The sequence below is a fragment of the Listeria immobilis genome (assembly GCF_014322845.1).
Lineage (GTDB): Bacteria > Bacillota > Bacilli > Lactobacillales > Listeriaceae > Listeria > Listeria immobilis.
In genome coordinates this window covers 294,819-318,247 of sequence record NZ_JAASUA010000001.1, presented here as the reverse complement: position 1 = coordinate 318,247, position 23,429 = coordinate 294,819, and the positions used below count along the sequence as shown (strand labels likewise).

22 protein-coding genes are annotated in these 23,429 nt (G+C 35.5%); 19 read left to right on the top strand and 3 right to left on the bottom strand.

From position 1 onward, the window contains the following. Positions 1–34: 34 nt before the first annotated feature. From HCJ45_RS01720 to prsA1, 13 genes are all read left to right on the top strand, one after another. Complete coding sequence (locus HCJ45_RS01720) at positions 35–859, top strand: pyruvate, water dikinase regulatory protein (protein WP_187123846.1); 825 nt, start codon at positions 35–37, stop codon at positions 857–859. Positions 860–1,048: 189 nt separating this feature from the next. Then, on the top strand, positions 1,049–1,489 hold the full coding sequence (locus HCJ45_RS01715; RefSeq protein ID WP_185397651.1) for a YaiI/YqxD family protein: 441 nt from the start codon (positions 1,049–1,051) through the stop codon (positions 1,487–1,489). 19 nt (positions 1,490–1,508) lie between these two features. Further along, positions 1,509–3,389, top strand: a complete 1,881-nt coding sequence (dnaG, locus tag HCJ45_RS01710) for a DNA primase (RefSeq protein WP_187123845.1) — start codon at positions 1,509–1,511, stop codon at positions 3,387–3,389. A gap of 95 nt (positions 3,390–3,484) precedes the next feature. Further along, on the top strand, positions 3,485–4,609 hold the full coding sequence (rpoD, locus tag HCJ45_RS01705) for an RNA polymerase sigma factor RpoD (RefSeq protein WP_185334743.1): 1,125 nt from the start codon (positions 3,485–3,487) through the stop codon (positions 4,607–4,609). Between the two features lie 70 nt (positions 4,610–4,679). Continuing rightward, entirely contained in the window at positions 4,680–5,384 is a 705-nt protein-coding gene (locus HCJ45_RS01700; RefSeq protein ID WP_187123844.1) for a tRNA (adenine(22)-N(1))-methyltransferase TrmK, read from the top strand. Beyond that, positions 5,381–6,502 carry a Nif3-like dinuclear metal center hexameric protein gene (locus HCJ45_RS01695; protein ID WP_187123843.1) on the top strand — a complete coding sequence of 374 codons (1,122 nt, stop codon included), beginning with the start codon at positions 5,381–5,383 and terminating at the stop codon, positions 6,500–6,502. The genes HCJ45_RS01700 and HCJ45_RS01695 overlap by 4 nt, the downstream gene beginning before the upstream one ends. 162 nt (positions 6,503–6,664) lie before the next feature. Next, on the top strand, positions 6,665–7,972 hold the full coding sequence (cshB, locus tag HCJ45_RS01690) for a DEAD-box ATP-dependent RNA helicase CshB (RefSeq protein ID WP_187123842.1): 1,308 nt from the start codon (positions 6,665–6,667) through the stop codon (positions 7,970–7,972). 15 nt (positions 7,973–7,987) lie between these two features. After that, positions 7,988–8,881 (top strand): deoxyribonuclease IV, encoded by an 894-nt coding sequence (locus HCJ45_RS01685; RefSeq protein ID WP_187123841.1) that lies wholly within the window; start codon positions 7,988–7,990, stop codon positions 8,879–8,881. A 15-nt stretch (positions 8,882–8,896) separates the two neighbouring features. Beyond that, complete coding sequence (locus HCJ45_RS01680) at positions 8,897–9,823, top strand: manganese-dependent inorganic pyrophosphatase (protein ID WP_187123840.1); 927 nt, start codon at positions 8,897–8,899, stop codon at positions 9,821–9,823. A gap of 144 nt (positions 9,824–9,967) precedes the next feature. Continuing rightward, on the top strand, positions 9,968–10,741 hold the full coding sequence (locus HCJ45_RS01675; RefSeq protein WP_187123839.1) for a metal ABC transporter ATP-binding protein: 774 nt from the start codon (positions 9,968–9,970) through the stop codon (positions 10,739–10,741). Further along, positions 10,716–11,594: a zinc ABC transporter permease ZurM gene (zurM, locus tag HCJ45_RS01670; RefSeq protein ID WP_187123838.1), complete on the top strand. Its 879-nt coding sequence runs from the start codon at positions 10,716–10,718 to the stop codon at positions 11,592–11,594. Before HCJ45_RS01675 ends, zurM begins: the two co-directional genes overlap by 26 nt. After that, entirely contained in the window at positions 11,575–12,000 is a 426-nt protein-coding gene (gene zurR, locus HCJ45_RS01665; RefSeq protein WP_003721950.1) for a transcriptional regulator ZurR, read from the top strand. Before zurM ends, zurR begins: the two co-directional genes overlap by 20 nt. A gap of 146 nt (positions 12,001–12,146) precedes the next feature. Continuing rightward, positions 12,147–13,034 carry a post-translocation chaperone PrsA1 gene (gene prsA1 / locus HCJ45_RS01660; protein WP_187123837.1) on the top strand — a complete coding sequence of 296 codons (888 nt, stop codon included), beginning with the start codon at positions 12,147–12,149 and terminating at the stop codon, positions 13,032–13,034. 82 nt (positions 13,035–13,116) lie between these two features. On the opposite strand, the gene HCJ45_RS01655 is transcribed toward prsA1, so the two are convergent. The 3 genes from HCJ45_RS01655 to HCJ45_RS01645 form a co-directional block, all read right to left on the bottom strand. Continuing rightward, complete coding sequence (locus HCJ45_RS01655; RefSeq protein WP_187123836.1) at positions 13,117–13,443, bottom strand: AzlD domain-containing protein; 327 nt, start codon at positions 13,441–13,443, stop codon at positions 13,117–13,119. Beyond that, positions 13,434–14,141 (bottom strand): AzlC family ABC transporter permease, encoded by a 708-nt coding sequence (locus HCJ45_RS01650; RefSeq protein ID WP_187123835.1) that lies wholly within the window; start codon positions 14,139–14,141, stop codon positions 13,434–13,436. Before HCJ45_RS01650 ends, HCJ45_RS01655 begins: the two co-directional genes overlap by 10 nt. A 144-nt stretch (positions 14,142–14,285) precedes the next feature. Further along, positions 14,286–15,083: a DUF1189 domain-containing protein gene (locus HCJ45_RS01645; RefSeq protein WP_187123834.1), complete on the bottom strand. Its 798-nt coding sequence runs from the start codon at positions 15,081–15,083 to the stop codon at positions 14,286–14,288. A 306-nt stretch (positions 15,084–15,389) separates the two neighbouring features. Between HCJ45_RS01645 and HCJ45_RS01640 the strand changes: the two genes are divergently transcribed. The 6 genes from HCJ45_RS01640 to HCJ45_RS01615 all read left to right on the top strand — a co-directional run bounded on the left by HCJ45_RS01640 (position 15,390) and on the right by HCJ45_RS01615 (position 23,351). Next, positions 15,390–15,998 carry a superoxide dismutase gene (locus tag HCJ45_RS01640; protein WP_187123833.1) on the top strand — a complete coding sequence of 203 codons (609 nt, stop codon included), beginning with the start codon at positions 15,390–15,392 and terminating at the stop codon, positions 15,996–15,998. A gap of 129 nt (positions 15,999–16,127) precedes the next feature. Next, on the top strand, positions 16,128–18,293 hold the full coding sequence (locus HCJ45_RS01635) for a penicillin-binding transpeptidase domain-containing protein (RefSeq protein ID WP_187123832.1): 2,166 nt from the start codon (positions 16,128–16,130) through the stop codon (positions 18,291–18,293). 198 nt (positions 18,294–18,491) lie between these two features. Next, positions 18,492–19,535, top strand: coding sequence for an aspartate-semialdehyde dehydrogenase (locus tag HCJ45_RS01630; RefSeq protein ID WP_187123831.1), 1,044 nt, complete (start codon positions 18,492–18,494; stop codon positions 19,533–19,535). A gap of 21 nt (positions 19,536–19,556) precedes the next feature. After that, positions 19,557–20,768 carry an aspartate kinase gene (gene dapG, locus HCJ45_RS01625; RefSeq protein WP_187123830.1) on the top strand — a complete coding sequence of 404 codons (1,212 nt, stop codon included), beginning with the start codon at positions 19,557–19,559 and terminating at the stop codon, positions 20,766–20,768. Between the two features lie 14 nt (positions 20,769–20,782). Further along, entirely contained in the window at positions 20,783–21,664 is an 882-nt protein-coding gene (gene dapA / locus HCJ45_RS01620; RefSeq protein WP_185348145.1) for a 4-hydroxy-tetrahydrodipicolinate synthase, read from the top strand. A 19-nt stretch (positions 21,665–21,683) separates the two neighbouring features. Then, a complete protein-coding gene (locus HCJ45_RS01615; RefSeq protein ID WP_187123829.1) occupies positions 21,684–23,351 on the top strand; it encodes a ribonuclease J in 1,668 nt (555 codons plus the stop codon). Positions 23,352–23,429 lie beyond the last annotated feature (78 nt).

Genomic DNA, 23,429 nt, shown 5'->3' with positions numbered 1-23,429 from the left:
AGAAAAGAAATCGATAAAAGAGGAGGATGAGTATATGACACAACCAGCCGTATACGTAGTTTCCGATTCAACAGGAGAAACGGCCGAACTGGTAACAAGAGCTGCACTTAGTCAGTTTGGTCAAACACCTAAATTCATTCATCGTTTTCACCACGTGGACTCTGCTCATATGATTGAGGAAATAGTTGATTTGGTAGCTGTAAACAATGGTATTATTGTGCATACAATTGTTTTAGAAAGCGTTCGTGAAGAGTTAAATCGAACTGCGCAAGCTTTTGGTGTGCCAATTATTGACTTATTTGGTCCACTTTTAAATCAGTTAGAAGAAACTTACAAAATTAAACCACTTTCAGAACCTGGTCGTGTTCGTTCGATGGATGAAGCTTACTTTAACAAAGTGGCTGCAATTGAATTTGCCGTAGAAAATGATGATGGGCGAAATCCACGTGGTATTTTACAGGCAGATTACGTGTTAATTGGTATTTCTAGAACATCCAAAACACCATTATCACAATATTTAGCGCTAAAAGGGGTGAAAATCGTTAATATTCCAATCGTTCCAGAAGCGCAAATTCCTGATGAACTATTCGAAATTGATTCTAAAAAAATTATAGGTTTAAAAATTAGTAAGCAAAAGTTAACTAAAATTAGACAAGAACGATTAATCTCCATTGGATTACCAGGGGCGGGTACTTATGCGAGTAATCAACGTATTGATGAAGAACTAGCTATTTTCAATAAACTCGCAAGTAAACTAAATTGTTTTGTTTTAGATGTTACTAATAAAGCAATTGAAGAGACAGCAAATGAGATTTTAATCCATATTGGTGAAATTGTTGATGAAAATTTAGAATTATAAGAAGGACTTTTGGTTTTTGTGTCGAATATATATATTATACGGGAAAAATAGCTTGTAAAAATTAGCTTCTTCCCGTATAATCTAACATCGCGAATAAAATGCTGAATCTATGAATAATATATTAAAAAACGGGTTAAAAACTCGTTTTTTAACTTGTCTTCAGAGATTTTAGGAGAGAGGATGGAATGTGTGCCAAAAATTTTGGTTGATGCGGATGCCTGCCCAGTTAAAGCAGAAATAAAACAAGTTGCAGAAAAATTTCAATTAGAAGTTATTTTTGTAGCTTCCTTTAATCATTATTCTCTAAATACAAATGGAGAGCATTGGATTTTTGTAGATACTGGAAAAGAGTCGGCGGATATGCGAATGATGAACATAGCAAAAAAAGGCGATATTATCGTTACACAAGATATTGGTCTTGCTAGCATTTTACTTGCAAAAGGCACCTACGTTTTTTCAAATCGCGGAGAGCTTTACCGAGAAGAAGAAATGTCATTAATGTTAGATATTCGCTATAGACATGCCAAAGATAGGCAACAGGGCAAATATAGTAAAGGTCCAAAAGCAATGAGTGATCAAGATAGGTCATTATTTCAAGATCGAATGACAACATTTTTGCAAAATAAGTAAATAGGAGTTGACTGTCAACATGGCGCGGATTCCTGAAGAAGTAATTGATCAAGTCCGGAATCAAGCGGATATTGTCGATATTATTGGTAATTACGTTCAACTAAAAAAACAAGGTCGTAATTATGCTGGTTTATGTCCCTTCCATGGTGAAAAAACACCTTCTTTCTCTGTCTCACCAGAAAAGCAAATTTTTCATTGTTTTGGGTGCGGAAAAGGCGGAAATGTTTTTTCTTTTCTAATGGAACATGATGGATTAACATTTGTAGAAGCGGTAAAAAAAGTCGCGGATATGAGTCATTTAGATGTAGCTATTGAACTTCCAGAAGAACGTGACACGGCGCACTTACCAAAAGAAAATTCAGACACATCCAAAATGACGGAAATGCATCAACTCACTGCTAAACTCTATCATTACATTTTGATGGAGACAGAAGAAGGGGCTACTGCACTTGCCTATTTAAAAGAGCGTGGTATGTCCGAGCAAATGATGGCTGCTTTCCAAATTGGATTTGCACCAAATCATCATGCAACTATCACATCCTTTCTAGAAAAAAGAGGGATGAATTTACAACTTGCGAATACAGCAGGTCTCTTATCAGAACGAGATGATGGTCAAATGGTGGACCGCTTTCGTAATCGAATTATGTTTCCAATTTCGAATGATCGTGGCCAAATAATTGCATTTTCTGGTCGTCTATTCGACCGGGATGATGGACCGAAATATTTAAATAGTCCAGAAACACCCATTTTCAATAAAAGGCGTACATTATTTCATTTTTCGGAAGCTAGACAAGCAATTCGAAAACAAGAAGAAATTACCCTTATGGAAGGTTTTATGGATGTTATTTCGGCTGAAGAAGCTGGTGTTCAAAATGCGGTTGCTTCGATGGGCACAAGTCTTACCGAAGAACATGCCGATTTAATTAAAAGGCTCACTAGTCGTGCAATTATCTGTTATGACGGCGATAGAGCCGGAATAGAAGCAGCTTATAAAGCAGGGACACTTTTAGTAGAGCGAAATCGATTAGATGTATTTGTCCTTCAATTACCAGCTGGAAAAGACCCAGATGACTTTATCCGTGCAAGTGGTGCTGATAAATTCAAAGAAATATATAAACAACAGCGAATGACTTGGACTGCTTTCAAAATTCATTATTTGCGAAGAGAACGTAATTTGCAAAATGAAACAGATCAAATCGCTTATATTGATGATTGTTTACGGGAAATTGCTAAACTTGATCAGGCAGTAGAGCGAGAACTATATTTAAAACAACTTGCTGATGAGTTTGAATTAACAATAGAGACCTTAAAACAACAGCTACAACAATCAATTAAAACAAACCAAAAAACACGTCAAACACCTAGCTATAATGAACCACCAATAGATGACGCTTTTATGGGACTTGTCCCGCAAGAGAATTCGGAAATGCTGTTTTCTTTTGAACAACCAACACAAACGTTATCAGCGCACACAACAGCAGAACAACAATTGATGAAAGCAATGATAGAAAGTCGTGATAGTTTTATGTTAATTAAACAATTGCTTGGTGATACAGAATTTTACCACGATAACTATCAAACGCTTTATATTCATTTGATTGGCTATTTTGCAGAAGGTAACGAAGCAGATCCCAATAAGTTTATGGATAGCGTGCAAGATATTGCAATGAAAGGGCTTATTAGTAGTCTTGAAATGGTTGTTAGCCCGGATGAACAAGGCAGAGCACAATTTGAAGACTATATTAAAAGTCTAAAACGATTTAAGTTAGAGCGAATGAAGAAAGAACTGGAACAAGAACTCGCTGGATACAACCGAGATAATGACAAAGAAAACGAAATTCGAGTGATGCTTGAAATCGTCCAGCTCAATCGCCAATTAAACAGTGGTCAATTGGATTAAAGAAGTTTTAAAACCGCTAAATGATGGTATTATTACCTAAGAGAGGCCTTTTAATAAGGTTAGCGGCATTTTTGGAAGGAGGAATACAGGCAGTTATGAGTGATAAAACACAAAACACAAAACCAGTTGCTGAACTAAATGTTGAGCAAGTAAAAGAAGCCCTAATAGAGGAAGGCAAGAAAAAGGGGATTTTAACTTATGCAAAAATCGCTGCCAGATTAGCTCCATTCACATTAGATTCCGATCAAATGGATGAGTATTTAGAACACGTTGGCGAAGCAGGAATTGAAGTTTCCGATGATGCTGATGATGAAGATCCAGATGAAACAGAACTTGTTAAAGAGGAAACCGAATCCTTTGACTTAACAGATTTGAGTGTACCACCAGGTGTAAAAATCAATGACCCTGTGCGTATGTATCTCAAAGAAATTGGTCGAGTAGACTTATTAACTGCTGATGAGGAAATCGCTTTAGCAAAACGCATTGAGGCTGGAGATATTGAAGCAAAAGGTCGTCTTGCAGAAGCCAACCTTCGTCTAGTAGTAAGTATTGCCAAACGTTATGTTGGTCGTGGAATGCTATTTCTTGATTTAATTCAAGAAGGAAACATGGGACTAATGAAAGCCGTTGAAAAATTCGATTTCAATAAAGGATTTAAATTCAGTACCTATGCAACATGGTGGATTCGTCAGGCTATCACCCGTGCTATCGCTGACCAAGCTAGAACTATTCGTATTCCAGTGCATATGGTAGAAACTATCAACAAATTAATTCGTGTTCAACGCTCCTTGCTACAAGATTTAGGACGTGATCCATCACCTGAAGAAATTGGGGAAGAAATGGATTTACCAACTGAAAAAGTTCGGGAAATTTTAAAAATTGCGCAAGAACCAGTCTCACTTGAAACGCCAATTGGTGAGGAAGATGACTCGCACCTTGGAGACTTTATTGAAGACCAAGATGCTACTTCTCCGTCTGACCATGCGGCATATGAGTTACTAAAAGAACAACTAGAAGATGTGCTTGATACGCTAACAGATCGCGAAGAAAATGTCCTTCGTCTTCGTTTCGGTTTAGATGATGGTCGAACACGTACTTTAGAAGAAGTTGGTCGTGTCTTTGGAGTAACACGTGAAAGGATTCGCCAAATTGAAGCAAAAGCATTACGTAAATTGCGCCATCCAAGCCGTAGCAAACAATTAAAAGACTTCCTAGAATAAAGCATAACCAGGCAGGAGGACAAATCGTTCTCCTGCCTTTTTAATGAAACAGAAAGTAGGGAATTAAAAAGTGAATGAAGAACAACTTTCTAAGCGGCTAGAAAAAGTCGCTTCATACATAACAAATAATGAACGCATTGCTGATATTGGCAGCGACCATGCATACTTGCCGTGTTTTGCTATCAAAAATAAAATGGCTTCATTCGCGGTAGCAGGAGAAGTGGTAGAAGGTCCATTTAAATCTGCGCAAAAACAAGTCGCGTCAATTGGCCTCACTTCTCAAATTGATGTTCGAAAAGGAAACGGTTTAGAGGTAATTACTGCTGATGATGCTATTGATACCATTGTAATTGCAGGGATGGGTGGCACTTTAATTCGGACAATTTTAGAAGAAGGTGCGGCAAAACTTACAAATGTAACTAAGCTGATTCTCCAACCAAATATCGCAGCATTTCAACTAAGAGAGTGGTCTGAAAAAAATAATTGGACAATTACCTCGGAAGCTATTTTACGAGAAGATAATAAAATTTATGAAATTATTGTTCTTCAACCTTCCAAAGAATCAGTAGAATGGACAGCGCAAGAAATCTTTTTTGGCCCATGTTTATTAAAAGAACAAAGTGCCATATTTAAAAGCAAATGGCGCCATGAAGCCAACACTTGGCAAAACATTATCCAAACCATTTCAAATAACCAACCAATATCAGACGAAAACCAAGCAAAAATCCATGAATTAAAACATAAAATTGCATTAGTAGAGGATGTGCTAAAATGAAAGTTGCCAATGGTTATGAATATATTGCAATTCTTGAAAAAATCGCCCCTAAAAAATTAGCTATGGAAGGTGACCCAATCGGCCTGCAAGTAGGGGACTTATCTAGAAAAGTAAGAAAAGTCATGTTTACTCTAGATGTTCTGGAAGAAGTAGTAGATGAAGCAATTGAAAAAAATATTGATTTAATCATTGCGCATCACCCATTTTTATATCGTCCTACACAACAAATTGACACAACAACACAACAAGGAAAAATGATTAAGAAACTGATTAAGCATGATATAACTGTCTTTGCTGCTCATACGAATTTAGATGTAGCACAAGGCGGTGTTAATGATATTTTAGCAGATTTACTACGATTACAAGACACAACAATTATTGAAGAAACCTACACAGAACCCTACTGCAAAATGGCTGTTTATGTGCCAGAGAATGAACTGGAATCCGTTCGTTTAGCACTTGTTAATAATGGGGCTGGCAAAATTGGTACAGAGTATACAGAATGTACCTTTCAAGTAAACGGTATAGGATCATTTAAACCTAGTGTAAATGCAAACCCAACTATTGGTAAAAAAGAAACATTAACGAAAGTCCCTGAAGTGAAAATCGAAGCTGTTTTTCCGGAACATTTAACAGAAACTATTCTAAAAGCTGTTAAAATTGCTCATCCATATGAAGAACCAGCAATAGATGTGTATATGTTAGAAAACTTAACTTATAAAGAAGGTATTGGCCGAGTTGGTACCCTTCCAAAAAAAGTTGGAATGGTATCGTTTATAGATAAACTAAAAACAGCTTATGCAGTAGAGAATGTACGCTTTATTGGTGACTTAAAATCAACTGTTAAAAAAGTAGCAATTATCGGTGGCGATGGCAACAAGTTTATTCATCAAGTGAAAGCAACTGGTGCAGATGTTTATATAACAGGAGATATTTATTACCACACAGCACATGATTTACTGGCGATTAATTTACCAACAATTGACCCTGGCCATAACATTGAAAAAGTAATGAAAGGCTATTTAAAAGAAAAAATGGAAGAACAAGCTAAAATTTTAGATTATGAAGGGGATTTTATTGTTTCGGAAGTTAATACTGATCCTTTTCAATTTTGCTAATAAAACTGGCTATTTTTGATTAAATCAAGAAATAGCCAGCTTTATTTTTCTGTTTTACCAAACGCTATTTGATTGTTTTGATAAAGTTGTCTTATAGCACGCACGAATGACTTAATCTGTGCTATAATGGCAATTAGGTATAGAACGGAGTGGAAATATTTTATGACGAAGAAATCAAGGTTTGACCAATTTGGCTTTCAACCTTTTATTGGGGTTGCAATAGATAAATTAGGATTTTACGAACCCACAGAAGTACAACAAAAGCTCATCCCAGGGATTCTTAAAGGTGAAAGTATTATTGGCCAATCTCAAACAGGTACTGGAAAAACCCATACTTTTATTTTGCCAATAATTAATAATGTGAATCCAGAAAAAGACGCCGTACAAGCTGTTATTACAGCACCCAGCCGTGAACTTGCTACACAAATTTATAATGAAATTCGCAAAGTAACCAAATACAGCGAGAAAGAACTAGCTGTTCAACTTGTTATTGGTGGCACGGATAAACAACGAGCAATTGATAAACTAAAAAAACAACCACAAATCATTGTTGGGACACCTGGTCGTATTAATGATTTAATTCGTGAGCAAGCTTTATTTGTGCACACTGCAAAAACATTAGTAATCGACGAAGCTGATATGACACTTGATATGGGATTCTTAAATGATGTGGATCATATCGCTGGAAAAATGCCGGCTAACTTGCAGATGCTTGTTTTCTCTGCAACCATTCCACAAAAACTAAAACCATTTTTAAGCAAATACATGGAAAATCCACGTTATGAGCATATTCAACCAAAAGTTGCTGCATCTAAAACCGTAGAACATCGAATTATGGCGACACGTAGTCGAAATAAACTAGACTTACTTAAAAATGTTTTAGTTGGTTCGCAACCTTATTTGGCTATTGTTTTTACCAATACAAAAACAACTGCTGATGAAGTGGCTAATGGTTTAACAGAACGCGGATTAAAAGTTGCCAAGATTCATGGTGATGTGAATCCACGTGAGCGTAAACGAACAATGAAACAAATCGAAAACTTAGATTATCAATATGTCGTTGCAACTGATTTAGCTGCGCGTGGTATTGATATTCAAGGTATTAGTCATGTTGTTAACTATGAACTACCTGACGATTTAGATTTTTATATCCATCGAACAGGTCGGACAGGACGTGCTGGCCATTCCGGTATTGCTTTAACATTATTTGAGCCGGCTGATGAAGATCGTCTCAATCAATTAGAAAAAATGGGCATTGAGTTTAAACATGTCGATTGGAAAAACAAAGAATTCGTTACACTTGAAGACCGTAATCGCCGTGCCAAACGTGAAGCAAAACGTGAAACAGCAGATCCACGTGAAATTGGTATGCGAAAAAAAGCAAAACAAAAAGGAAAACCAAATTATAAAAAGAAAATCAACTATAAAATGAACGAAATTAAACGTCGAGAAAGACGGAAAAAAAGATAAACGAGGAGTGAATTTATGTTAAGACTTGGTTCTCATGTATCTATGAATGGTAAAAAAATGCTTCTAGGTGCGAGTGAAGAAGCTGCTTCTTACGGATCAAATACGTTTATGATTTATACTGGTGCTCCGCAAAATACGCGAAGAAAACCAATAGAAGAATTAAATATTGAAGCCGGTTTAGAACACATGAAAGCTCATGATATGGCAGACATCGTCGTTCATGCTCCTTATATTATCAATATCGGTAATTCTGTAAAGTCAGAAACATATGAGTTGGGCGTTACCTTTTTACAATCTGAAATAGCCCGTACGCGTGCGCTTGGAGCTAAGCAAATGGTACTTCATCCCGGAGCCCATGTAGGTGAGGGTGCTGATAAAGGAATAAAACAAATTATTCAAGGCTTAAATGAAGCGCTTATTCATGACCAAGAAGTTCAAATCGCATTAGAAACAATGGCTGGAAAAGGCTCTGAATGCGGTCGTACATTTGAAGAATTAGCGCAAATTATTGATGGCGTGACTCATAATGAATTATTATCTGTCACTTTTGACACTTGTCATACACATGATGCTGGTTATGATATTGTGAATGATTTTGATGGCGTATTAAATAAATTCGATAAAATTATTGGCATTGATCGCTTAAAAGTGCTACATATAAATGACAGCAAAAATGAATGTGCCGCTCATAAAGATAGACATGCCAATATTGGGTTTGGCCATATCGGTTTTGATGCACTTCATTATATCGTCCATCATCCACAGCTAGCTGATATTCCAAAAATATTAGAAACGCCTTATGTTGGTGAAGATAAAGCATCTAAAAAACCGCCTTACAAACGGGAAATTGCCATGCTAAAAAGTGGCGAATTTGACCCGGATTTATTAAACAAAATTTTAAATGACTAAAAGGAGACGAAAATAATGACAAAAACACTTGTATTCGGTCATAAAAATCCAGATACAGATACGATTTGTTCTGCCATTAGTTATGCAGAATTAAAAAAAGCACAAGGAGCAGATATTGAAGCAGTTCGTTTAGGGGAACTTAACAGTGAAACTGCTTTTGTTCTAGATTACTTCCAAGTAACAGCTCCTCGTTTAGTAAAAACAGTTGCAAATGAAGTTTCACAGGTAGCGCTTGTGGATCACAATGAGCGTCAACAGAGTGCAGATGATATTGCCGACGTAACCGTTATTTCTGTTGTTGATCACCACCGGATTGCCAATTTCGAAACTGCCGATCCACTTTATTATCGCGCTGAACCAGTTGGATGCACAACAACCATACTTTTAAAAATGTTCCGCGAAAGTGAAATAGAAGTAAGTAAATCAACTGCTGGATTGATGCTTTCGGCAATTATCTCTGACACATTACTTTTCCAATCACCAACCTGTACAAAAGAAGATAAAATAGCTGCTGAAAAATTAGCACTTATTGCTGATGTAGATATTCAAACATTTGGAATGGATATGCTAAAAGCTGGCGCAGATGTTAGTAAAAAAACGGTCGCTGAATTATTACTTGATGCAAAAGAATTTAATATGAATGATAATAAAGTCGAAATCGCCCAAATTAATGTGGTTGATGTAGACGATGTTTTAAGTCGCAGAGCAGAAGTAGAAGCACTTATGACAAATATTATTGCTGAAAAAGGATTAGATTTATACTTATTTGTAATTACCAACATTCTTACTAATGATTCTGTTGGTATAGCTATCGGTGAGAAAACTAATGTTGTGGAGCAAGCCTATGGTGTTAAATTTATCGATAACCAAGCACCATTACAAGGTGTAGTATCTCGTAAAAAACAAGTAGTACCTATTCTTACAGAGAATTTTGCAAAATAATAAATACTTACCTGGAGATGAGCGCCATTCATTTCCAGGTTTTTTGTAGATTTTTTTAATTCGAAGTTATTCCGATTTACATTTAAGCAATTATTTTATATACTAGTACAAGCGACAAGCAAATACTGCCAAAGGAGCAAATGAATGGATAAAATCATAGAAATTAATAATGTAAGCTATCATTATGATAAAGAGCATGCCTTAGAAAACATTCATTTTCAAGTAGAGAAAGGCAGTTTTACCGGCTTGATAGGTCCGAATGGCTCAGGAAAATCTACTATGCTAAAACTAATTTTAGGCGTTCTAAAAAAACAACAAGGCAGTATCTCGCTATTTGGTGAAAAACAAGCAGATTTTAAAGATTGGGTGAAAATTGGTTTTGTCTCCCAAAAATCCAATGCGTTTAACTCCGCATTTCCAGCAACTGTCAAAGAAGTGGTTGCAAGTGGTTTAACGAAAAAAAAGGGATTATTTAAAACATTAAATACAGCAGATAAAGAAGCCATTGACTATGCGCTAAATAAAGTAGAGATGACGCATTATTTACATCGAAATATTGGTGAACTTTCTGGTGGACAGCAACAACGTGTTTTTATTGCTCGTGCATTAGTTAGTCGACCAAAGTTACTTATTTTAGATGAACCAACAGTCGGAGTGGATGTCGAGAATGTGAAAGCATTTTATGAACTACTTCAAGAATTAAATCAAACAGAGCAAATGACACTTTTATTAGTGACACATGATTTAATGGCTGTTAACACCTACGTTAATCATGTAATTAGTATTAATAAACGAATTGTGTTTGATGGTACTGCCCATGAATACCAACATTATTTAGCAGACCGAGAACTTGAAATATTAGCAGAACAGCGTAGAAGGGAGGCAGATTGTATTGATTGCGACACTTTTCCAATATGATTTCATCCGAAATACGTTTGTAGTGGGGTTAGTAATTGGGATCATTGCACCGCTATTAGGTAGTTTTATTGTAGTTAGAAAGCTATCATTGATGGCAGATGCATTAAGCCATGTGACACTTGGAGGAATTGCGGTTAGTTTATTTTTAAGTAAAATGTATTTACCGCTTGCGACACTCAATCCACTATACCTTGGATTTGGTTTTTCGGTTGTTGGCTCCTTATTAATGGAAAAATTACGGACTGTATATAAACATTTTGAAGAACTAGCAATTCCGATAATAATGTCCGCTGGTATGGGTTTTTCAGTTATTTTTATTTCTCTTGCCAATGGATTTAACACAGATTTATTTAGTTATTTATTTGGAAGTGTAAGTGCCGTTAGTCGCACAGATATGCTTACAATTGTTGTAATAGCAATTATTGTGTTTATCGTCATTTTATCTCTATACAAAGAACTATTTTTATTGTCTTTTGATGAAGAATATGCAAAAGTCTCTGGTTTAAAAGCAAAAGTATTTGATATTATTTTTATGGTTTTAGTTGCACTTGTTATTGCATCTTCCATGAGAATTGTTGGTATTTTGCTTATTTCATCACTAATGACATTACCAGTTGCCGCAGCAATTCGACTTGCAAAAGGGTTTAAACAAACAATTCTTTTATCCATATTATTTGGGGAAATAGCTGTTATCGGTGGTCTATTTATTGCTTATTATTTAAACTTAGCACCAGGTGGAGCAATCGTTATTATTTCCGTGTTAATTTTAATCGTCACGATACTATACCAAAAAATACGTCAAAAAATCTTAATTGCTAATCGAGGTGAAGAAAATGGGACTTACAGCAACTGAAGCATTGATGAAAATGAAGGAAAAAGGTTATAAACACACAGATAAACGTGAATTTCTAATTAATTTATTAGCACGCAAAAATAAATATTTAACTGCCAAAGATGTATTAGAAAATATGAAAGATGATTTTCCTGGAATAAGTTTTGATACGATTTACCGAAACCTCTCGTTATTTGTTGAGTTAGGTATTTTTGAAGAAACGGATCTTTCTGGGGAGCGGAATTTTCGTCTTGCTTGTACACATGAGCATCATCATCATCATTTTATTTGTATGAAATGTGGTAAAACAAAAGAAATTATGATGTGCCCAATGGACTTTTTAACAGAAGCATTACCTGGTTATCAGATTGATGGTCATAAATTTGAAGTTTATGGTGAATGCCCAGAGTGTTTGCAAGCTTCTTAATAGTGAATGGTACGAGGAACTTTATGAAACTCGTACCATTTTTATTTTGCCGAGAATGTTCATAATTATTTCATATTTGTTTCTCATTCTAGACACTTTTTAGCGTTAAAGTAAGAAGTAGCCGAAAGTAGAAGGAGAGGAACAGTTTGACACTATTAAAAAAAATGATTATTTCAGTTATAACAGCAACATTACTTATTCTCGCAGGATGTGGTAGTAGCGCTGTCGTAAAAACAGATGCTGGGAGTGTAACACAAGATGATCTTTATGAAGCGATGAAAGCTACATATGGGAATGAGGTCGTGCAACAACTAACTTTTAAAAAAATACTAGAGGATAAATACACTGTTTCAGAAAAAGAAGTTAATGCAGAATATAAAAAATACGAGGAACAATATGGCGATTCTTTTGAATCAACGCTTGCTTCAAGTAATTTAACGAAAACTTCTTTTAAAGAAAATATTGAATATAATTTACTTATTCAAAAAGCAACAGAAGCAAATATGAATGTTAGCGAAAGTAAGCTAAAAAAATATTATAAAACTTGGCAACCGGATATTACTGTCCGCCATATTTTAGTCGATGACGAAGCAACAGCAAAAGAAATACAAACAAAATTAAAAAATGGAGAAAAATTCACTGATTTAGCAAAAGAATATTCGACAGACACAGCAACAAGTACAAATGGTGGACTACTTGATCCATTTGGTACTGGTGAAATGGATGAAACATTCGAAAAAGCTGCCTATGCATTAGAGAATACAAATGATGTTAGCGAAATAGTTAAATCTAGCTATGGTTATCATTTAATTCAATTAGTGAAGAAAACCGATAAAACGACGTATGCAAAAGACAAAGCAGCCGTAAAAGCTTCCTATATCGAATCACAACTAACCTCTGAAAATATGACTGCTGCCCTAAAAAAAGAATTAAAAGCAGCTAACATAGATATAAAAGATAGTGATTTAAAAGACGCATTTTCTGATTATACAAGTACTAGCACGGAAACAACAAGTACCACAACATCCAATTAAGCTTACTTCTGATCTACCCATAAATAAAAACCCTTTACTGGCTTTGATTCCCGTCAAAAACACACGCCAGTAAAGGGTTTTTCTATAAAATCAATCGAATAACTGCCATAGAAACAATGCCAACAATTACAATCCACATTAAATTTTTAGTTAAAATAGCAGTTATAATAGTAGGTAGAGATGCGAGTAAATTTTCCATATTAATGACTGGAAAAGCATTTTTACTCGTTGTAAGCAAGCTTTGAACAAAAAGAGCAGTTAAAATTGCTAATGGAACAAAAGATAAAAAACGAATGACGATATCAGGCAAGGCTAATTTGCGCACAAAAATAAAAGGAAGTACTCGAGGAATAAAGGTAACAATTCCACAACCAATAATCACAAATAATGTATATGTACTTATTGCCATTTTTCTATTATCACTCCAATCAAACAACCCAACAGTGTTGCAATTAAAATAGCTATTTCAGGTGTCGTAAATCGCATAAAAATTACTAAAAACAATGCAACCATCAACATAACAAATAAGCTAGTACTAATTTTTTTACTCTTATCACTGATAACTTGTAAATAAAGCAACCCTATAAACATAGCTGATAAGGCAAAATCAAGCCCAAATTTTTCTGGATTTGGAAGCCAATTTCCAATAAATGCGCCAACAATGCATGCAATAATCCAAGAAAGATAAGCTGTCACATTGATTCCATGCATCCATTTGGCATTCACTGGTTTTTTATTTCCAATCTGATTCATTGAAACGCCAAATGTCTCATCTGTTAGTAATGAACCAATTCCAATATTATTCCAAAGAGAGTATTGCTTAAAGTGCGGTGCTTCAGCCATTCCCATTAAAAAATGTCTCGAATTAATTAAAAAAGTAGTAAATATAATAGCAGAAATTGGACTTTGTAATAATAATAAACCAGATATAATAAATTGAGCAGCTCCTGCATAAACAATAATTGCAAGTAAAGTTACTTCAAGTACACTTAAATGCGAGGCTTTTCCAACTACACCAGCAGCAATACCAATCCCAGCATAACCTAACACAGTTGGTAAACAAGCTTTTACACCATCATAAAAATTTAATTCCACTTCTTTATCCAAAAAATATCTCTCCCCTCAAAACAAATGCGGCTATAACAATCCAATGTAATCATTCATTGATAACATTGATTTTTTAATCATACCACTTAAAATTAGCTTCATTCAAATAAAAAAACCACTTGTAAAAGCACAAGTGGTCCATTTTTACTGTTCTAGTGTTGTTTCATTTGGTGGAATAGAACGGATCGCAAGGAAAACAAAAATCATACTAACAACCATATTAATTTCCATTCCAAATGGGACAATTATTTGTAGAGCTTCCATGACCATTGTGAAAACAGCCGCTAAAGTAATACTGTAAGAGGCCATCATCCAATTTTGGCGGAAAACAATTCCAGTTCTTCCAAAACCTGATAATATAAAACCAAAGAGTGCATAAAGTGCCACTCGGAAGAAAACGGAACCTAACGTAAAAATAAATAACACTAGTAGAGCGATAGGAATAAAGTACTTCGCGAGAGATTCAATTGATGTATATAAGTTAACCAAATCACCTTTATCACTAATACCAGCCGTTTCATAGCTAAATGATTGTGATACCCCAGCAGCAGTAATATAAATACCATCTGAAAGAAAGGCAACTGCACTATCATAAGAAGCTATTTTATTATCCACATCATCTTCATCAAGCGTTCCAGAAGCATCAAAATAAATATGTAATTGATCTTGATCGATAGAGATAGGTAAGTTTTTTACTTGGCTATCTGTTAAAACAAGTTTTCCGTCTGTCACTTTGAAATCCGGAATTTCATTTGTAATAGTTTCTTCGCCAACTTTTAACGCATTTTTTGTTGTAACACTCGTAAAGTATGCTAATGGAAGGAAAGTAACAAATGATAAAACGATGATATAGACAATGCTTTTTCTGATTTTATCATTTCGGAACGATGCAATATCCGCAGGGGAATATAAACTTTTCCAGAAGCGTTTAAAAATATTCATTCTTTTTTCAACACCTCGCCTAATGGTTTAACTTTTCGTTTTTCGGGAAAAAGATACCTGTATGTGCAAAAGGATGTTCTTTTCCACCTAACCTTAATCATAGCTTGAAATGATTGCAAAATCAATATTGAAACATCACTAAGCAGAAAAATTGCAAGCATATCTAGGTCGTGGTAGGCTAAATGGTGTAAAGAGAAACGTTATTTAAGGTGTTACATAGTTCTATGGAAATAGGTTCTATAACTTTCGCCTTATAAGCTAATTTCTTTTCACATAAATAATAAACTATCCGAGGAGGAATTTTTTATGACTTACGAATTACCAAAATTACCTTATACTTATGATGCTTTGGAACCGAATTTTGACAAAGAAACAATGGAAATTCATTATACAAAGCACCACAATACTTATGTAACAAAACTAAATGAAGCAGTTGCAGGACATCCAGACCTTGCAAACAAAACTGCAGAAGAATTAGTTGCCAATTTAAATAGTGTTCCTGAAGAAATTCGTGGTGCTGTACGTAACCATGGTGGTGGTCATGCTAACCATACTTTATTCTGGTCTATTCTTAGCCCAAATGGTGGTGGTGCTCCAACTGGTAACTTAAAAGCAGCAATCGAAAGCGAATTTGGCACATTTGATGATTTCAAAGAAAAATTCAATGCGGCAGCAGCAGCGCGTTTTGGTTCAGGTTGGGCATGGCTAGTAGTGAACAACGGTAAACTAGAAATCGTTTCAACTGCTAATCAAGATTCTCCACTTAGCGAAGGTAAAACTCCTGTTCTTGGCTTAGATGTTTGGGAACATGCTTATTACCTTAAATTCCAAAATCGTCGTCCTGAATATATTGACACATTTTGGAATGTAATTAACTGGGATGAAGCAAACAAACGCTTTGACGCAGCAAAATAATAACTAGAAGGCTCACTTAGGTGGGTCTTTTTTTATTTCTAATGAATTTCTAATAAACTTACAGTGGAAAAATGATGGTTTTTCAGCTACAATAGGGAAAGGTATTATTGAAAAGTGAGGTAACTATGCGTGAAACTAAATTTTAGAAAAAAGAAAAAAGATTCCACTAAGAAAAAACGCGCCATTATTCCATTACGTTTAAATATTCTATTCTTTATTATTTTTATATTATTCTCTGTTTTAATTTTACGATTAGGTATTGTTCAAATCGTTCAAGGGGATACGTACAAACGGCAATTAGAAGAGACAGATAACGTAACTGTTTCAAAAAATGTTCCACGTGGAAGTATTTATGACCGCAACTACAATTTATTAGTTGGAAATTCAGCGGTTAAATCAATTACTTACACACGAAGTCAGCAAACAGAAACATCAGAAACGCTACATGTTGCTCAAACGCTTGAAAAGTTAATAACTGTTGAGCCAGAGAAATTAACAGAGCGTGATTTACAAGATTACTGGATTTTAACACACCAAACAGAGTCTTTAAATCGTCTATCTGCCAAGGAGCAAGCACTAGAAGCTTCGGAAGCATACAAGATTCAAGTAGACAATGTTACACAAGCAGATATTGACAGTCTTAGTAAAGAAGACTTAAAAGTGGCGACCATCTATAAAAAAATGACTACTGGATATGCAATGACTGAATCAGTAGTGAAGAATAAAGATGTTACTGATGAAGAAATTGCACGTGTTAGTGAAAACATGGATAGCTTGCCAGGAGTTGATACAACAACAGACTGGAATCGTTATTACACATACGATGAAACATTACGCTCTATTTTAGGTTCCGTATCTAGTGCAAAAGAAGGTTTACCAAAAGATAAGGCGGAATACTATTTATCGCAGGGGTATAGTCGCAATGATCGTGTAGGTAAAAGTTATTTAGAAGCACAATACGAAAGCGTTCTTGCAGGATCAAAATCACAATCAGAAAGCGTACTAGATTCTAAAGGGAATATTATTGAAACAGTCAGCAAATATGAAGGTTCTAAAGGAAAAGATTTAGTTCTTTCTGTAGATGTTGAGTTCCAAAAAGCAGTAGAAGAAATCTTGCGTAAAAATATTTCACAAGGAAAACAATATGGCGGTTCTGATTTATTTGATCGTGCTTTTGTTGTTGCTATGGATCCATATTCTGGTGAAGTTCTTGCGCTTGCTGGACAAAAACTAAACGAAAAAGGCAAATTTGAAGACTACTCGCTTGGGACATTTACAACTGCATATGCCATGGGATCGGCAGTGAAAGGCTCTACCATCTTAGGCGGTATTATGGATGGTGCAATCACAAAAGACACAGTATTTACTGATAAACCAATTGCACTAAAAGGAACGAAACCAAAGAGTTCTTGGTTTAACAGAACTGGAGCTGGGAACCGACCGCTTGATCCAATTGGTGCACTAGAAATTTCATCTAACTCCTATATGTATCAAGTAGCTATGAAAATGGGGGGCGCTAAATATGTTCCAAACGGCCCGCTAAAAGCACCATTAAGTACTTTTGATGATATGCGTTATTATTACAATCAATTTGGGCTAGGTGTAAAAACCGGAATCGACCTACCAGGAGAACAAACTGGTTACAAAGGGGACGACCAAACAATTGGTAAAATTCTCGACTTTGCTATTGGACAATACGATTCCTATACACCACTACAAATGGCACAATACGTTTCAACTATTGCTAATGGCGGCTCAAGAATTGCCCCAAGTATGTTAAAAGAAATTAGAAATCCAAGTACAAATGGTGATACTGTCGGAACTCTCGCAACCTCGAATGAGCCTAAAGTATTAAACAAAATTGGCGTTTCAGAGAGCGATATGAAAACCGTACAACAAGGATTCTATGAAGTAACACATGGTTCAACAGGTACTGCTAGAACAGTCTTTACTTCTAGCGAATACGATGTTGCTGGTAAAACAGGGACTGCGGATGCCTTTTATGATGGACCAAAAGAAGGAAATAAAATGGCTAGTGTGTGGAATACTACGTTTGTAGGTTACGCACCAGTCAAAAAACCAGAAATTGCTATATCCGTTGTTGTTCCTTGGATTTATCGTCCGTATGGTACAGATCACAAAACGAATATGACCATTTCCAAAGAAGTATTCGATAAATATTTTGAACTAAAACAAGAACGCGCAAAAGCAAATAAAAGCGATTCTAAAGTAGAACAACCTATCAATAACAAAAAAGAAGCAGCAGAAGCTCAGTCAAAACAAACCGAAAATTAACCAAAAAACCACTTTCATTTTTGCGAAAGTGGTTTTTTTTAATATAAACTGACAAACAATTAAAAAAATAAACGCAAACACACATAAAAAACTGCGAAATAGCTCCTTTTATGGTATGATGAAGTAAGTGTAAAATTAACCAGATTTCTGTTTTAATGCAGAGATAAGAGGATGAATTTGAAGGAGGAATTGTAAACAATGACAAAAAGTTATCATGTCGCAGTTGTAGGCGCTACTGGTGCAGTTGGTACTCAAATGATTGAATTACTAGAAGAGGCGGCGACTTTTAAGATAAAGCAAGTTTCGTTCTTGTCTTCAGCTCGCTCTGCAGGGAAAAAATTAACATTCCGTGATGAAGAAATAACGATTCAAGAAGCGAAACCAGAAAGTTTTGAAGGTGTTGATATTGCTTTATTTAGTGCTGGAGGTTCTGTCTCTAAAGCATTAGCTAAAGAAGCTGTTCAACGTGGAGCAATTGTTATTGACAATACAAGTGCATATCGAATGGACCCGACTGTTCCGTTGGTAGTTCCTGAAGTAAACGAACAAGCACTTCATTCACATAATGGGATTATCGCGAATCCAAACTGTTCTACAATTCAAATGGTGACAGCGCTCGAACCGATTCGAAAAGCTTATGGTTTAAATAGAGTGATTGTTTCCACCTATCAAGCTGTTTCTGGTTCTGGAGTAAGTGCCATTCAAGAATTACAAGAAGGTAGTAGAGCTGTGTTAGACAATAAAGCATTCACCCCTGAAATTATGCCAGTAAAAGGGGATAAAAAACACTATCCAATCGCCTTTAATGCTCTACCACAAATTGATGTTTTCACGGAAAATGATTATACATACGAAGAAATGAAAATGATCAATGAAACGAAAAAAATCATGGAAGATGCTAGCATGAAAGTAGCTGCTACTTGTGTTCGTATTCCAGTAGTGAGTGGACATTCCGAAAGTGTTTATATTGAAGTAGACAAAGAAGGAGTAAATGCTACAGCTATTCAAAACATCCTAAAAACTGCTCCTGGAGTTATTTTAGAAGATGATCCTGCCAACCAACTATATCCGCAAGCAATCTATGCCGCTGGAAAAAAAGAAGTATTTGTTGGTCGAGTTCGTGCTGACTTAGATGACACAAAAGGCTTCCATATGTGGATTGTTTCCGATAATCTACTAAAAGGGGCTGCTTGGAATTCTATTCAAATCGCTGAAAGTTTAGTAAAATTAGCGATTATTTAAAGCTATTTTGAGGTGTAAGAAATGAAAATCATCGTACAAAAATTTGGCGGTACATCTGTCCAAAATGAAAAAATTAGGTTAATGGCATTTGATCACATAAAACGTGCACTTAAAGATAGCTACAAAGTTGTGGTTGTAGTCTCTGCAATTGGGCGATATGGTGACCCTTATGCAACAGATACACTATTAGAATTGATTGGTGCAAAGGAAACAAAATTGTCTGCTAGAGAACAGGATACACTGCTTTCGGTTGGTGAAACTATTTCTGCTTCAGTATTTACCAATATGTTAAAAGAAGCAAATATTAAAGCCGAATCATTTTCTGGCGGCCAAGCAGGTATTATTACCTCAAGTAACCATCTAAATGCTAAAATTACAAAAGTGGATACCGCTAGAATCCAAAATGCACTTAAATCACTTGATGTTGCAGTGGTTGCTGGATTTCAAGGTATGGCAGAGAACGGCGATATTACAACACTTGGTCGTGGTGGTAGCGATACTTCTGCTGCTGCCCTTGGCGTTTCTTTACAAGCTGACTATATTGATATCTTTACTGATGTAGACGGAATGATGACGGCAGATCCTCGTATTGTGGAGCATGCTCGTTCACTTCCAAGAGTAAGCTATAATGAAGTAAGCAACATGGCCTATCAAGGTGCCAAAGTTATTCACCCGCGTGCTGTAGAAATTGCTATGACTGCTAAGATCCCAATGCGGATTCGTTCTACTTATTTAGAGTCTACTGGAACACTTGTTACGTCTTTAGCAGATGAAGTTGATCATTTTGATGTCAAAGAGCGCTTGGTAACAGGAGTGGCTCATGTAACAAATCTAACACAAGTATCAATTTTAACAGACACTGTAAAAACACAACAATTAGCTTTCAAAATACTGGCAGATGCTGGCATAAGTCTGGACTTTATCAATATATCAACGAATTCCGTTGTTTTCACGGTTCCAGAAGAAAAACGTCAACTAGTAAAGGTACTTTTAGCAGAAGCCGGTTTACAAACAAATGTCCGTGAATCTTGTGCGAAGGTTTCTATTGTTGGAGCTGGAATAACTGGAGTTCCTGGAGTAACAGCTAAAATAGTAGCTGCATTATCTGAAAAAAATATACCAATTTTACAATCAGCGGATAGTCACACTACTATTTGGGTATTAGTAAGAGAAGAGGACTTAATTTCGGCAGTCAATGCCCTTCATGACATATTTTGTTTAGAAATTAAGTAAGGAGGAAAAGAAAGATGGATTTAGGGAAAGTTATTACAGCAATGGTGACACCAATTCACCCAGAAAAAAATAAAGTATGCAAAAAAAGAATTCATCATCTTGTGAACCACTTAATCGAAAATGGCTCAGATGGTTTAGTAATTGCTGGTACGACTGGCGAATCACCCACTTTATCACATGATGAAAAAATAAAATTATTCCGTCAAGTTATTGAAACAAATGATGGACGTGCAAAATTAATCGCTGGTACTGGTTCAAACAATACAGCAGAAACAATTGCATTTACGAATGAAGTAGCAGAACTAGGTGGAATTGATGCCGTATTAATTGTTGCGCCATATTATAATAAACCAAATCAAGATGGTTTATATGCTCATTTTGCTGCAGTAGCAGAAGCATCTGACCTACCAGTTGTTATTTACAATATTCCTGGACGTAGTGTTGTAAATATTGAACCAGAAACAATTATTCGTTTAGCTGCTCTACCTAATATTATTGGGGTAAAAGAATCAAGCGGTAATTTAGATAATATTAGTGCGATTATTGCTGGAACTTCCGATGATTTCTTAGTATATAGTGGTGATGATAGCTTAACATTACCAATATTATCAGTTGGCGGACATGGTGTTATTTCTGTTGCAAGCCATCTTGTTGGAAATGAAATGCAGGAAATGATACAAGCATTTGAAAAAGGGGACGTTCAAAAAGCTGCGAGTATTCATCGCAATTTACTTCCACTAATGAATGAACTTTTTGCTGTACCAAATCCAGCGCCAACAAAATATCTATTAAACCAACAAGGAGTTAATGTTGGTCCAGTTAGATTGCCCCTAGTAGATTTAAACGCTGCACAAGGAACGAAATTACAAGCTATATTAGAAGGACTTTCTAAATAGTTCAAAGGAGGTCTACGCTTTGACAATAAAAAAAGCGAAAAACATAAAAATCATTCCACTCGGCGGTGTCGATGAAAGTGGCAAAAATTTGTATGTGGTAGAAATAGACGAAGATATCTTTATATTAGATGCTGGCTTAATGTTCCCAGAAAATGAATTACTGGGAATCGACATTGTTATCCCAGATTTTAAATATTTAGAAGAAAATAAAGATAGAATTAAAGCGATTTTCCTATCACATGGCCATGAAGACGCAATTGGCGCACTGCCTTACTTACTTCAAAAAGTAAAAGCGCCTGTTTATGGTACAGAATTAACTATTGCCCTAGCTAAATCTGCGCTAAAAGAACATCGTAAACTAAGATTTAAAAATTTCCATATTGTTGATGCGGACACTACTTTATCATTTTCTAAAATTGATGTATCTTTTTTCCGCACAACACACACTATTCCTGATTCTGTTGGGATTGTACTGGAAACAAGCGAAGGCTCTATTATCTACACTGGAGATTTTAAATTTGATCAATCAGCACAAGATGGTTATGCATCAGATTTAAGCCATATTGCTGAATTTGGTGAAAAAGGAGTACTTGCCTTATTATCTGATAGCTCTGAAGCAGAACATCCTGGAACTACTTCTAGTGATAGCTTGATTGAAGAGGAAATTAGACATGCCTTTCGAATGGCAGATGGCAGAATCATTGTAGCCTGTGTTGCTTCCAATTTAATTCGTTTACAACAGGTTCTTGATGCATCCGTTGCAACTAAACGAAAAGTAGCTATCGTCGGTAAAGAGTTAGAACGCGTTTTTGAGATTGCTGGTAGCTTAGATAAAATAATTATTGAGGAAGATTTAATCATTCCTTTAAAAGATGTAAAAAAATATAATGATGATGAAATTACGATTATCGAAACAGGGAATTTAGGGGAACCAATCCAATCCCTACAATTGATGACAAAAGGAAATCATCCACAGTTTAATATCAAACCTGGTGATACTGTTTATATTACAACAACCCCATCTCCATCACTTGAAACAATGATGGCTAAAACAATGGATATGCTCTATAAAGCTGGAGCAAAAGTTTTAACTATGAGTAATACACTTTTCATTTCTGGTCATGCGAGTCAAGAAGATTTAAAATTAATGATAAATTTACTAAAACCACGTTATTTTGTTCCTGTTCACGGTGAATATCGTATGCTTATCAGTCATGCAAAACTAGCTCATGAAGTTGGCATGCCAAAATCAAATGTATTTATCGTTGGTAAAGGAGAAATCCTAGAATATAAAAATGATAAAATGACTGCCGGAAACCGTGTATATTCTGGTAATACACTCATTGATGGATTAGGTGTAGGAGATGTTGGTAATATCGTCCTAAGAGACCGCAAATTACTTTCAGAAGATGGGATTTTTATTGTAGTAGTAACATTAAATCGAAAAACAAAAACAATTACTTCTGGACCAGAAATTATCTCTCGCGGATTCATCTATGTGCGCGAATCCGAGCATTTAATTGAAGAGTCATCCAAAGTAGTGACAAAAATAGTGGAGAAAAATTTACAAGAAGCAGGGTTTGAATGGGCTAAATTAAAACAAGATATTCGCGATCAATTAAATCGCTATTTATTTGAACAAACCAAGCGTCGTCCAATGATCTTACCAATCATTATGGAAGTATAGTAATAAAACTGTTGTACATACATGAATGTGCAGCAGTTTTTTCGTTTAAAACTAAAATAGACGGGAAAACTAATTTAG